The sequence below is a fragment of the Paraburkholderia sp. BL10I2N1 genome, assembly GCF_004361815.1.
GTDB lineage: Bacteria > Pseudomonadota > Gammaproteobacteria > Burkholderiales > Burkholderiaceae > Paraburkholderia.
Genome location: NZ_SNWA01000002.1, coordinates 1,279,391 through 1,292,122, shown reverse-complemented (window position 1 = coordinate 1,292,122; position 12,732 = coordinate 1,279,391). Strand labels below are relative to the sequence as shown.

Sequence of the window (12,732 nt, the reverse complement as noted above, 5' to 3'; positions counted from 1 at the left end):
AAAGACGTAAACTGGCTTGCTTGCCGCAGCGGGTTGGGTTCTGGCAGACTGGCCCCATGAACCTGCCCGCCAACCTCGACGCTCTGAGCCCCGACGAACTGCGCACACTGGCTGCGCAGTTGATGGCTCAGGTCGGCGAGAACGAGCGGGAACTGCGCTACCGTAAGACGCGCATCGACCAGCTCACACACGAGATTGCCGTGCTCAGGCGTCTGCATTTCGGCAAGCGCAGCGAGCAGCTCAACGCCGAGCAACTGAGTCTGCTCAATGAGGCGATCGATGCCGATCTGGCAGCACTCGAAATCGAACTTGAGCAGTTGCAGCCGGATACACCACCGGATAAGCAACGACAGAAGCCCAGGCGCACACCGCTGCCTCCGCACTTGCCGCGCACCGACATCCACCATGAACCCGACGACAAGACGTGCTCCTGCGGTTGCCAGCGAGTGCGTATCGGCGAGGACGTCAGCGAGAAGCTGGACTATACGCCGGGCGTGTTCACGGTCGAGCGGCACATTCGCGGCAAGTGGGCCTGCAAGGCGTGCGAAACGCTGATTCAGGCGCCTGTTCCGCCTCATGTGATCGACAAGGGCATCCCTACCGCCGGCTTGCTCGCGCAAGTGCTGGTCGCCAAATACGGCGATCACTTGCCGCTGTACCGTCAGGAACGCATCTTCGAACGCGCGGGTCTTGCAATTCCCCAATCAACGCTTGGCGAGTGGGTTGGCGTTTGCGGCGTGCGGTTGCAGCCGCTAGTCGACGCGCTGCGCGACGAGCTTCTGCAACAGGGTGTGCTGCACGCCGATGAGACGCCGGTGCAAATGCTGGTTCCCGGTAAAGGAAAAACGCAACGCGCCTATGTATGGGCGTATGCCACCACGCAGTTCGCCGACGTGCGCGCAGTGGTCTATGAATTCGCGGATAGCCGTGCTGGCGAACATGCTCGCACGTTCCTCGGCAAATGGCGTGGCAAGCTGGTGTGTGATGATTACAGCGCCTATAAAGCCGGATTCGAGCTGGGCATCACTGAAATCGGCTGCGCGGCACATGCCAGGAGGAAGTTCTTCGAACTGTACGCCAACCACAAGAGCCAGATCGCGGAACAGGCCCTGAAATACTTCGTCGCGCTATACGACGTCGAGCGCGACGTTGCAGACCTGAAGCCCGATCGAAGATGTATCGAGCGCCAAGAGCGAGCGCGACCCATTGCCGATGCATTGCATGCCTGGATGACCGGTCAGCGCAAACTGGTCTCCGAGGGATCGGCGATCGCCAGGGCACTCGACTACAGCCTCAAGCGATGGGACGCGCTTACACGCTACCTGGTCGATGGGCATGTGCCCATCGACAACAACTGGCTGGAAAATCAGATTCGTCCATGGGCCCTGGGAAGGGCGAACTGGCTCTTCGCGGGCTCTTTGCGTGCGGGCCAACGTGCAGCCGCGATTATGAGCCTGATTCGATCAGCGCAGCTCAACGGCCATGATCCATACGTCTACCTGAAAGACGTACTGAATCGCTTGCCAACGCATCGCGCCGACCACATCGCTCAGCTACTGCCTCATCGCTGGGCGCCAATCACCGCCTGATCGCTGTAGGCACTCCCCAGGGTGCCATTGCCGGGCGCTTACGTTCTTTCGTGCATCGCAACACCTTATAGGAAACGGTGTTGCACTTCAGATTTGATAGCGCCAGGCGAAGCCTGGGATTGGAGGAAGTCATGTGACGGAAACCAGTCATTGGAATCCAGAGGGTTCGACTCCCTCCCGGCAAAGGCTAACCACCAGCCGGAAGCAAGCCTTGCATGCGAGTGCGGTAACGCACTACTTGAAGCGTAGGCAGCGGGTACTTAAGCCGTGTGATTGAGCCTCGATATGAAGTAACCGTTGGTGTCTTCACTTTTCAAATACTGGGGACTGCACTGTGTGAGCCGTAATGGTGAGGCTCGCCAGGCCGACTGGGGTCTGAGAGCAGGGCAAAGGTACGAGGATGGATTCCCCAGGAACCTGGGAGGTCCTGTGTTCGACCAATCTTGTGCGGCCCTGAGGCACGGGGCGATATAAACCGGGCCATACCTTGCGGACCTCTCCGCCGCAGGGAGCAAAACGTGGAGAAGAAGGATTGGAGCGAAGAAGCGAATCCATAAGCGACTTCGTATTCGACACAGGAAGTCTTAGCGCCCTCGTAGTACTGATGACGCCGGGGAACGCCGCTCAGGCGGACCCGGTCGATGGAAAGGGGGGCGTCGTCGTTGCAGAATCGTTCGTGGGAAACACGGAGGTGCCTTGAAACCTGAAAGCGTGTCAACGAAACAGGAACGAATAGCCATGCTGGCGAGAAGTAATCCCGAGATGGCGTTCACCTCGTTAAATCACAACATCGACTTTGAGTGGGTGAGGTATGCCTACGACTGTACGCGTAAGGATGGTGCAGTCGGCGTCGATGGGCAGTCTGGAGAGGACTATGCGGTGAATCTTACGCAGAATCTTCTCGGGCTAGTCGACCGGCTCAAGTCAGGCCGCTACCGCGCGCAGCCGGTCCGTCGGCATTTCATCGCCAAGGCGGACGGCGGTCGTCGCGGGCTCGGTATTCCTTCCTTCGAAGACAAGGTGGCTCAGCGTGCCATCGTCATGCTTCTGGAGCCGATCTATGAACATGACTTTCACGACTGCTCCTTTGGCTTCAGACCCGGTCGCAGTGCTCACGAGGCGTTGCGTTCTGTGTGGAAGGGAGTTATGTATCGTGGTGGACAGTGGGTGCTCGACGTTGATGTTCGGAAATACTTCGACAGCATCGATCGGGCCAAATTGAGAGAGCTTCTCGCCAGACGAGTCACCGATGGCGTGGTAAGAAGATTGATCGACAAGTGGCTGAAAGCGGGCGTACTGGACGATGGCCAGCTAACGTATCCTGATTCCGGTACCCCCCAGGGCGGGGTGATTTCACCCTGCCTCGCCAACGTGTTTCTGCATTATGTTCTGGACGAATGGTTTGCTGCTGAGGTGCAACCGCGCCTTCGCGGTCCGAGCACCCTGGTTCGTTTCGCGGACGACTTTGTCGTGATACTCGCGCACAAAGACGATGCGGAACGAGTCATGCGGGTGCTGGAAAAGCGACTGGGCAAGTACGGCCTGGAATTGCATCCGGACAAAACCCGGATGATTGATTTCCGCTTCCAACCGCAATTCGGCCACGATGATGACCAGAAGCCGTTGGCCACGACCTTCAACTTCCTCGGATTCACCCACGTGTGGGTGACTTCGGAGAAGGGCCGGGCCATGGTGCGGCAATTAACCGCCAAAGATCGCATCGCGCGTACGCTTAAAACGATAAACCAGGTTTGCCGTAGTATGCGGACCAGGCCGCTTCGCGATCAGCACCGGCGTCTGTGTCGGATGCTCAAGGGGCACTATGCCTACTTCGGCATCAGCGGGAACTATGAGCGCCTGGCGACCCTGCCGTACCAGGTCGCACGCATCTGGCGAAAGTGGTTATCGCGAAGGTCGAACAAACGCTCTCTGCCATGGGTTGCCTTTGCAGGAATACTCAAACTATTTCCGCTGCCGCAGCCTCGGATTGTCCATAGCTACGCAAAATCGTGAGCGAATCTGCACGATGAAGAACCGGATGCCTTAATTGGGCTCGTCCGGGACTGTGAGGGGTGAGGGGGGCGACCTCCTCACCTACTCGGATAGCGCCAGGCGAAGCCTGGGATTGGAGGAAGTCATGTGACGGAAACCAGTCATTGGAATCCAGAGGGTTCGACTCCCTCCCGGCAAAGGCTAACCACCAGCCGGAAGCAAGCCTTGCATGCGAGTGCGGTAACGCACTACTTGAAGCGTAGGCAGCGGGTACTTAAGCCGTGTGATTGAGCCTCGATATGAAGTAACCGTTGGTGTCTTCACTTTTCAAATACTGGGGACTGCACTGTGTGAGCCGTAATGGTGAGGCTCGCCAGGCCGACCGGGGTCTGAGAGCAGGGCAAAGGTACGAGGATGGATTCCCCAGGAACCTGGGAGGTCCTGTGTTCGACCAATCTTGTGCGGCCCTGAGGCACGGGGCGATATAAACCGGGCCATACCTTGCGGACCTCTCCGCCGCAGGGAGCAAAACGTGGAGAAGAAGGATTGGAGCGAAGAAGCGAATCCATAAGCGACTTCGTATTCGACACAGGAAGTCTTAGCGCCCTCGTAGTACTGATGACGCCGGGGAACGCCGCTCAGGCGGACCCGGTCGATGGAAAGGGGGGCGTCGTCGTTGCAGAATCGTTCGTGGGAAACACGGAGGTGCCTTGAAACCTGAAAGCGTGTCAACGAAACAGGAACGAATAGCCATGCTGGCGAGAAGTAATCCCGAGATGGCGTTCACCTCGTTAAATCACAACATCGACTTTGAGTGGGTGAGGTATGCCTACGACTGTACGCGTAAGGATGGTGCAGTCGGCGTCGATGGGCAGTCTGGAGAGGACTATGCGGTGAATCTTACGCAGAATCTTCTCGGGCTAGTCGACCGGCTCAAGTCAGGCCGCTACCGCGCGCAGCCGGTCCGTCGGCATTTCATCGCCAAGGCGGACGGCGGTCGTCGCGGGCTCGGTATTCCTTCCTTCGAAGACAAGGTGGCTCAGCGTGCCATCGTCATGCTTCTGGAGCCGATCTATGAACATGACTTTCACGACTGCTCCTTTGGCTTCAGACCCGGTCGCAGTGCTCACGAGGCGTTGCGTTCTGTGTGGAAGGGAGTTATGTATCGTGGTGGACAGTGGGTGCTCGACGTTGATGTTCGGAAATACTGCGGCGCCTCCGTTTTTTTTGGACACAGATTTGGGGTAAAACGTGTGATCCAAACTGGAGTGGTTGATGTTGAAGAAAGCTGATTCGAAGGCGATTGCGCCAGATGCGCAGGAAGGAGCGCGTAGCGCGACTGAAAGCGCCTCTGGCGCGGCCGAAGTCAAACGCTGGTCGACCGGCCGCAAGCGTAGCGTGGTGCTTCGGCTGCTGCGCGGCGAACCCGTTGACGCCGTGTCCCGCGAAGTCGGTGTGACGATCGCCGAGCTCGAGCAATGGCGTGAACTGGCGCTGGCCGGCATGGAGGCCGGCCTCAAGGCACGCACCACCGATCCACTGCAAGCGCGGCTGAACGACGCCGTGCGACGGGTCGGCGAGTTGTCCATGGAAGTCGAGATCCTGCGCAAGGAGCGTGAGTTGCAGGCCCGTCGCCCTTTGAGCGTCCGGAGATCGTCGACATGAGCCACACGATCTCCGTCAGTGCAGGCAAGTCCTTTGGATTGCAGCGGGTCTGCCAGGTGCTCCAGTTCCCGCGCTCGACGATCTACGCGGTGCGTGCGAGAGCGGCAGCTAACGTGGTGCCGATCATCCCGGGGCGTCGCGGCCCCAAGCCGAAGATGCCCGATACCGAACTGCTGAAGGCTATTCGCGACGATCTGGCAGCGTCGCCATTCACCGGCGAAGGTCATCGCAAGGTCTGGGCACGGCTGCGCATCTTGCGAGGCATCCGGGTCTCCAGAACCCGTGTGTTGCGATTGATGCGTGAGCACAGTCTGCTCTCGCCGCACCGGCGGCCAAAAGGCGAACCCAACCTTCACGACGGCCGGATCACGACCGACTGCCCCAATGAGATGTGGGGTACCGATGGCGTGCGCGTCGCGACCGTGGACGACGGCATGGTGTGGATCTTCTCGGCCGTTGATCACTGCGATGGCCTGTGCACCGGCATCCATGCGGCGAAAATCGGTGACCGCTTCGCTGCCCTCGAGCCGATCTCCCAGGGGCTGCTGGCCGAGTTTGGCTCGGTAGTCGCCGACTCGGGGCGCGGGTTGTCGCTGCGCATGGATCACGGTTCGCAATACACCTCGGACGACTTCCGCGACCAGATCCGGTTCTGGGGCATCGCGCCCAGCTACGCCTTTGTCGCCGAACCGCAGACCAACGGCGTCGCCGAGCGGTTCAACCGGACAATGAAGGAACAGGCGATTCATGGGCGCATCTTCAAAAACCTGGAGGAAGTTCGTGCTGCCGCCATCGCATTCAAGGATCGATACAATCGCGACTGGCGTCTTGAAAAGCTGGGCTTCAAATCACCCCTCGAAGCCCGTCAGGAAAGGCTGATGAAACTGGCCGCCTGAACTGCAAAAGCGTGTCCAAACAACCGGAGCCGGTACAATGTTCGGAAATACTTCGACAGCATCGATCGGGCCAAATTGAGAGAGCTTCTCGCCAGACGAGTCACCGATGGCGTGGTAAGAAGATTGATCGACAAGTGGCTGAAAGCGGGCGTACTGGACGATGGCCAGCTAACGTATCCTGATTCCGGTACCCCCCAGGGCGGGGTGATTTCACCCTGCCTCGCCAACGTGTTTCTGCATTATGTTCTGGACGAATGGTTTGCTGCTGAGGTGCAACCGCGCCTTCGCGGTCCGAGCACCCTGGTTCGTTTCGCGGACGACTTTGTCGTGATACTCGCGCACAAAGACGATGCGGAACGAGTCATGCGGGTGCTGGAAAAGCGACTGGGCAAGTACGGCCTGGAATTGCATCCGGACAAAACCCGGATGATTGATTTCCGCTTCCAACCGCAATTCGGCCACGATGATGACCAGAAGCCGTTGGCCACGACCTTCAACTTCCTCGGATTCACCCACGTGTGGGTGACTTCGGAGAAGGGCCGGGCCATGGTGCGGCAATTAACCGCCAAAGATCGCATCGCGCGTACGCTTAAAACGATAAACCAGGTTTGCCGTAGTATGCGGACCAGGCCGCTTCGCGATCAGCACCGGCGTCTGTGTCGGATGCTCAAGGGGCACTATGCCTACTTCGGCATCAGCGGGAACTATGAGCGCCTGGCGACCCTGCCGTACCAGGTCGCACGCATCTGGCGAAAGTGGTTATCGCGAAGGTCGAACAAACGCTCTCTGCCATGGGTTGCCTTTGCAGGAATACTCAAACTATTTCCGCTGCCGCAGCCTCGGATTGTCCATAGCTACGCAAAATCGTGAGCGAATCTGCACGATGAAGAACCGGATGCCTTAATTGGGCTCGTCCGGGACTGTGACGGGTGAGGGGGGCGACCTCCTCACCTACTCGGAGGCCGCCCCCGCCATTTCTGGCATCAACCCTCGTGGGCACGCCCACTGGGGTCGCGCTCCACACTAAATCGGAGCACGCCATGTCCAAGATGACCAAGCTGTCTTCTGCTGAACTCGAAAACAAGGCTCTGGCTGGCTACAACGCTCATGTCGGTCATACCGCGGTGGTGCGGCGGATCCTGGTCAATGTCGGTGGCTCTTTCGACTACCGCTGGTTGTCCAGCCAAGCAATGGTACGCGTCGTGCCGACCCCGCGGTATCAAGTTCTTCAGTTCGCCTGTCAGGACCTGATTACGCCGGTGTGGACGGTACATCTCGGGCAGCCGCATCCGGAAATCCCCAGCGATGCTCTGCTGACTGTGCATGCGAAGTCGTACTCCGCTGATGGCCGAGTCCATCCGGGTGACGTGTTCGCTCGCCGGGCAGACCTCGTCAAGCGCGGGGCCATCGCGGGCACTACCGTCGCGACGCGTGCACTGGTCAGGAGCGCTCTCTCGTTCCTGCGCCTCAGCACGCAGTAAACAAGCAAGTAGCGACGGACGGGTCCACCGTCTGTCGCACCCTCTACTATCGGGCAACTGCCGTCGCAAGAATAGCGACGATGCCAAGCGCACCCATGTAGCAGCACGTTTTGCCGACGCAACTTGACGTCGGCGGGCAGTGCGATGCGCGATTGGCAAGGTCGGATCACCCGACGATTTCGGTTTGTGACTGACCCAAGTGTTTTCTGTTTTCCCTCGTTTTCCGAGGAGGTTTGCCAATGTCACGCGACTTCATTGTCGTGCCAAGATAGTGTTGGTTTTGAAATCGTTTTCCGCCAGGCAGGGCGTGATCTTGCCCGCGTCTTCGCGTCGCCGGTCGCACTGAGGCTGAGCGCCTATGATGTCGAATCCGGCTGCATTCAACTCCTGGGCGGAGTCGACCCGTTGTCAGGCAGAACGCCATGTTTTTATCACCTGAGGACCGCATTTTTGCACAGCATTTATGTCGAGGCGTCTACTCTCGAAACTGTCCTGACCAACCGTAGCGGCTTCGCTCCATCCCATGGCTCTCAGTCAACCGCTTGATCTCTTAGACCCCGGGCCCCATAGTCCGCGGCCGATCTCGTGCAATAACGTCATCCCATTCCCTTCGCCGCGCGTGCTGTTGCCGGTGACCCTCCTTCGCGAGTCGGAGGACCAGTCACGTGCGCAACTCAGGGCGCTGTTGCATTCTCCCCTCGGCGTCTACGTGGCCAGCACGGAGATCGTTCGCGACGAAGTGCGCGTGCAGTTTGACGTCGCGCTCGACGACCTCGGCTTCACGATGCACGCGTTGATCGCGACGCTGCCGCAGGCAACGATTGGGCCGGTGAAGCGACGCAACGCCATCAAGGAGGCGCGCTAGTCATGTATTTAGGCATCTGGGCGAAGGCGAAAAAAAGCGGCGCACGCCGCAATGCCCGGACCACGATGATGGGGGGAAGACAATCGTTGTCGCTGCATGCAGGGTGCCCCAACGGGCAACCAGACCGGTGCGCAGCGACCGGGGGCAACGCACTTTCTTCAGGTTGATCACGGCCCACCACCTTCCACTCTACTGCGCACAGGACGAAATCGACTGCGAAAGCAGCGCTCCGTCTGTACGAAATAGATCGACTACGACAGGCTGCCGATCATCTCACGCGGACCACGGTGTGCCGCGCAGTCTCATCCCAGGTGTCATAGTCGGCGAACAGCTTGCTCACGGTCTGAGCGTCCACACAGGCGTGGAGTTGCTCACGGAAGTGATGGTCACAGAAGCGCTGCGCCACCTCAGCCAGCAGTTGCAGATGCGTGCTGTTGGCCCATACCGGAACCAGTAGCACGACTGCGTCACTTATCGGCATGCCGTCCGGCGCATCAAATGGAATGGGCGTCGCCGGACGAACATACAACGCCAATGCCCGACGCAGCCCCTTGATCTGGCCGTGCGGAACGGCGACGCCCTGGCCAAGCCCGGTCGAGCCCAACGCTTCGCGCGCCGCGAGGCCCGCAGTTACGGTAGCCGCTTCCAGCCCGTGCCGTTGTTCGAAGAAGTGGCCGAGCCGCACAAACAGTGCATCCCGGGTACTGACTTCCAGACCGAGCAGGACATGTTCCTCAGAGAGCAACCGGGCAATCGTTTCCGCTTCGCCGGCCGTTTCGTCTGGCTGACCGGATGAACCCGTACGCTGCGGTGACCCGACATGTATCAAGTCCCGCCAGGCATCGGTGGGTTCGTAGGGAACTTCAAGCAGTCGGCCGACTTCGGCAGTCGGCGCCAGCTGTGCGACACGCTGCATCGCCCCGCGAACCGCAGCCTTGGGCAGATGGAGTGAGAGCCGCACGCGGCCGGTTCCGTGCAGGGGCGCGAGCCGAATGGTCCAGGGCTGGTCACCGCAGTCACGGATCAGCGCCTGACGCAGTGGCGTGGCGTGTTGCGCGTCGAGCGTGATGTGCATCATCACATTGCGACCCGACTCGAGAAGCGAGCGGCCGTTGGCCGGCCCCTTGCCCAATCCGAGACGAGCCCGCAGGCTTGCGAAAGCGTGCGTCATGTCGCTCCCCCAGCGTTTGTAACCTGCTCTCAGGTTACCTAAACCGGCGTTAAGTTCGTGTAAAAAATGCAGGTTCACGTAGACAAAATGTGAATCGCATCGCCGAACAGGCTGCGGGAACCTGACGGTATGCCCGACGGGACAGGCATCGGGCACACATGCGACAGCGTCTTTCAGGTTCACGCCGTTTTTCGTCGAAGCGCCGCGCTGTGGCGGCCCAGTGCGGATTGGGTCGCGCATCGCTATGGCGGCGCCTGAGCAGGTGACGTGTCGACAATCGAGCGAACGTGCGACAGCAGCTGGACGCCCCGCTGGCGAGCGACCGGGCGCTTCTGAGGCTTGCCCGCCGGATCGAGGCAGTCTTAGGCACCCAGCCGCCGACGCTCTGACGTTCTAGCCCCTTTCCGTGGGAAACGGGCCAACCCCGAACAGCAACTGAAATGAGGATCAACAGATGGCCAATGCACTGTACTCCACGCGCACCATTTCGATTGAGCACGTCACAATCAAATCGATAAAGGCATTCGAGGAAGTTCGAGCCAAGCTCGTGGCCTTAGCGCCTCGCATCGATGACGGGATCTTCACGCTCCTGCGATACGGCGAAAGCACGCGCGCGCTTCGAGAGTTGGAGGCATGTCCGCCAGTCACCATTTTCGGCCTGCGTGAACTCGCGCGGCTGCTTCGTGCCGGGCTGACGCTCCTGGGTCCGAACCGCGGCGCCAAGATGGGTCCGTGAGGGTGCTTTCCCGATGCGGCGGTTGTCGCGTTGCGCCTGCATTGCCTGCGCGACCCGCAGCACGTGGCCCAGCCGCTTGTGCTCAACGACGGCACCCTGGTCCACTTCAGCCAGCCGGTCGTACTCACGAGCCGGTACTGCCCGGCCATCTGCCCGGAGTTCGATACGCCCGTCCGGATACTCCCAGACCTCGATATACCGGCCGATCAGCTTGCGGTGCTCCGGCGTGTCCTTCAGCAGATACATGACCCGGTCGTACCGCACGGTCAGCGACTTGCTCACCTTGCGCGGCTCGCGCCACGTGAGCACCAGATCAAGCTTCTCGTCAGCCCGCAGCGGCCGGTGCGCATCGAATCCGCTCTTCGGTGGCTTCGCGAAGCGCGCATTGTAAAAGCCGCCATGAAGACAGGCGCGCACGCGTTCGCTTCGGCGACCGTGCTGACGCCACGCAGCCGCAATTCCTTGACCAGCCGGTCCTGCAGCGTCAGGTGCGCCCGCTCCACGCGCCCCTTGGCCGGGCTGCTGTTCGCGCAGAATGGATCGATGTTCAGCTCGTACATCGCCCGACCGAAGTGCGTCACGCTGTTGCCATCCCTGTTCGCTCCCGTCTTGCGAAACACGCTGTATTTGTCGCTGTAGAACGCGACGGGCTTGCCGTGGCGTAGAGCGCATTAAAGATGTCAACGTTGAGACAATAAAAACGTCAATTCGCTGAGCCGCAGCGCCCGGATCGCCGTCAAGCCTTACTGGATATTGGTTTGCCGGACGCGAATTAGAGATGTCACTTCGGACGAAGAGCGCGGGGACACGTCACTCCCCTCGTTTCGAGTTGCGAACTGATCTATGCTGCGATCAGCAACCGGCCAGAAGCGGACCGTGCAGAGCGTGAGCCCAACGTCCGTAACCTGAACGATTCCGGTCGCTGAATCGCGCTCGTTCGTCCGCAATATTCGCCTCAGCCGATCGAACGAATGACACCGCCGTCCACGCGCAACGATGCACCCGTCGTGGCTGACGATTGTTCCGAGCAGACATAGACGACCATATTTGCCACTTCGTCGGTCGTTGCAAATCGCTTGAGCAGCGTGGTCGGTCGAGCCGTCGTCAGGAACTGTTGCTCAGCCTGCTCTTGCGAGATGCCTTGCTCTTGCGCCATCGCTTTCATCCAGTTCGACAGGATCTCGGAATCTGTCGGACCGGGCAGCACCGCATTGACGGTGACACCGGTGCCCGCGACGAGCTCCGCCAATCCTCTCGAAACGCCAAGCACAGCAGTCTTGGTGACGCCGTAATCGATCATCTCCTTGGGAATATTCAGCCCCGATTCACTGCTGATAAACACCACACGCCCCCAACCTCGCTGCGTCATCCCGGGTATGTAGTGGCGGGCCGTGCGCACACCGCTCATCACGTTAAGCTGAAACAACTCGAGCCATTCGCGATCTTGCTGCTCGAAAAAATTGTTCAACCGTGCCGTGCCCGCGTTGTTGACGAGGATATCGGCTTGCGGCACGTGCTCAAACAACGCGGCGCAGCCTTCCGGCGTCGCCACATCGGCGGCAACACCAATCAGGTCGGCGTCAGGGAACAGATCATGCATCTCCTGCATTGTTGCCGACACGCGCTCCTGGGTGCGGCCATTGACCACAACCGACGCACCTGCCCGCGCCAGTCCTTCTGCAATCGAGCGTCCAATTCCAGCAGTGGACCCCGTTACGACCGCCGTTCGGCCTTTGAGTTGGATATTCATGAGTGTGTCTCCGCTATCGGGTGGTTTGCCGCGCCACTTGTGCCTCCGCAGCGCGGGCGAGGCATTCGACCCACTCCTGATGATAGCGGTAGAGCGCGCCGGGATGTTTACGTCCGATCTCTTCAAGGAAGAAATCGCCTTGCTGCGTCTCTTCGGTCAGCACATGGTAGCCATCGGGTGTGGGGGTGATGACCCAACCGTGGTATGCGCTCGAGCCTGTCTCATCGCCATCGACCACGGTCGACCAGGCGAGCCTGCGGCCAGGCTCGCACTCTGTGATCACCAGCGACATTGGAAAGCCGACCGTGACGCGGGTGTAGCGGGTCCCGAGTACCAACTCGGTTTCGCCGTTCAGGATCTTGACCTGATCTTCCGCAGGGAAATAACTCGACCAGTTCCGCGCGTCGACGAGCAGCTTCCAAACCACCCCGGGCGGCGCTTTGACGTCGATGTCGTTGAGCGCATAAATCGCCGAATGTTTCGGGTCGTATTTAGCCAGCCAAATCACTTTGCTAAGCATGTCTGTATTCCTTGTCCGAATGAATCGGCCAATGCCTGAGTCGTCGGGTTGCATGGCCTCGTGCAAG

General features: G+C 59.8%; 10 protein-coding genes and 2 pseudogenes. 8 read left to right on the top strand and 4 right to left on the bottom strand.

What is annotated here, in order from left to right; translation table 11 throughout:
* Positions 1–56: 56 nt before the first annotated feature.
* From B0G77_RS27880 to B0G77_RS27845, 8 genes and pseudogenes are all read left to right on the top strand, one after another.
* Entirely contained in the window at positions 57–1,589 is a 1,533-nt protein-coding gene (locus B0G77_RS27880) for an IS66 family transposase (RefSeq protein WP_133662131.1), read from the top strand.
* Between the two features lie 696 nt (positions 1,590–2,285).
* The gene (gene ltrA, locus B0G77_RS27875; RefSeq protein WP_208116495.1) at positions 2,286–3,602 is read left to right on the top strand and encodes a group II intron reverse transcriptase/maturase; all 1,317 of its coding nucleotides are present in this window, start codon (positions 2,286–2,288) and stop codon (positions 3,600–3,602) included.
* A gap of 689 nt (positions 3,603–4,291) precedes the next feature.
* The gene (locus tag B0G77_RS27870; RefSeq protein WP_208116508.1) at positions 4,292–4,873 is read left to right on the top strand and encodes a reverse transcriptase domain-containing protein; all 582 of its coding nucleotides are present in this window, start codon (positions 4,292–4,294) and stop codon (positions 4,871–4,873) included.
* Positions 4,857–5,246 (top strand): transposase, encoded by a 390-nt coding sequence (locus tag B0G77_RS27865; RefSeq protein ID WP_133663094.1) that lies wholly within the window; start codon positions 4,857–4,859, stop codon positions 5,244–5,246. The genes B0G77_RS27870 and B0G77_RS27865 overlap by 17 nt, the downstream gene beginning before the upstream one ends.
* Positions 5,243–6,142 (top strand): IS3 family transposase, encoded by a 900-nt coding sequence (locus B0G77_RS27860; protein WP_133663093.1) that lies wholly within the window; start codon positions 5,243–5,245, stop codon positions 6,140–6,142. The genes B0G77_RS27865 and B0G77_RS27860 overlap by 4 nt, the downstream gene beginning before the upstream one ends.
* Before the next feature lie 51 nt (positions 6,143–6,193).
* Positions 6,194–7,012 (top strand): annotated as a pseudogene (locus tag B0G77_RS27855) (reverse transcriptase domain-containing protein); the annotation flags it as partial.
* Positions 7,013–7,182: 170 nt separating this feature from the next.
* Entirely contained in the window at positions 7,183–7,623 is a 441-nt protein-coding gene (locus B0G77_RS27850; RefSeq protein WP_133665182.1) for a hypothetical protein, read from the top strand.
* A gap of 631 nt (positions 7,624–8,254) precedes the next feature.
* Positions 8,255–8,488 carry a hypothetical protein gene (locus B0G77_RS27845; RefSeq protein WP_347814192.1) on the top strand — a complete coding sequence of 78 codons (234 nt, stop codon included), beginning with the start codon at positions 8,255–8,257 and terminating at the stop codon, positions 8,486–8,488.
* Between the two features lie 268 nt (positions 8,489–8,756).
* Here the strand turns inward: B0G77_RS27845 and B0G77_RS27840 are convergent, their stop codons facing one another.
* From B0G77_RS27840 to B0G77_RS27825, 4 genes and pseudogenes are all read right to left on the bottom strand, one after another.
* On the bottom strand, positions 8,757–9,659 hold the full coding sequence (locus B0G77_RS27840) for a PTS sugar transporter subunit IIA (protein WP_133665180.1): 903 nt from the start codon (positions 9,657–9,659) through the stop codon (positions 8,757–8,759).
* A gap of 553 nt (positions 9,660–10,212) precedes the next feature.
* Positions 10,213–11,057 (bottom strand): annotated as a pseudogene (locus tag B0G77_RS27835) (ISNCY family transposase); the annotation flags it as partial.
* A gap of 293 nt (positions 11,058–11,350) precedes the next feature.
* A complete protein-coding gene (locus tag B0G77_RS27830; protein WP_347814209.1) occupies positions 11,351–12,196 on the bottom strand; it encodes an SDR family oxidoreductase in 846 nt (281 codons plus the stop codon).
* Positions 12,159–12,665 carry an SRPBCC domain-containing protein gene (locus B0G77_RS27825; protein WP_133665179.1) on the bottom strand — a complete coding sequence of 169 codons (507 nt, stop codon included), beginning with the start codon at positions 12,663–12,665 and terminating at the stop codon, positions 12,159–12,161. Before B0G77_RS27825 ends, B0G77_RS27830 begins: the two co-directional genes overlap by 38 nt.
* Positions 12,666–12,732 lie beyond the last annotated feature (67 nt).

What these genes read in the sequence shown, in the direction of transcription:
- B0G77_RS27880 (WP_133662131.1), top strand. Translation starts at nt 57, where the DNA reads ATGAACCTGCCCGCCAACCTCGACGCTCTGAGCCCCGACGAACTGCGC.
- B0G77_RS27865 (WP_133663094.1), top strand. Translation starts at nt 4,857, where the DNA reads ATGTTGAAGAAAGCTGATTCGAAGGCGATTGCGCCAGATGCGCAGGAA.
- B0G77_RS27860 (WP_133663093.1), top strand. Translation starts at nt 5,243, where the DNA reads ATGAGCCACACGATCTCCGTCAGTGCAGGCAAGTCCTTTGGATTGCAG.
- B0G77_RS27850 (WP_133665182.1), top strand. Translation starts at nt 7,183, where the DNA reads ATGTCCAAGATGACCAAGCTGTCTTCTGCTGAACTCGAAAACAAGGCT.
- B0G77_RS27840 (WP_133665180.1), bottom strand. Translation starts at nt 9,659, where the DNA reads ATGACGCACGCTTTCGCAAGCCTGCGGGCTCGTCTCGGATTGGGCAAG.
- B0G77_RS27825 (WP_133665179.1), bottom strand. Translation starts at nt 12,665, where the DNA reads ATGCTTAGCAAAGTGATTTGGCTGGCTAAATACGACCCGAAACATTCG.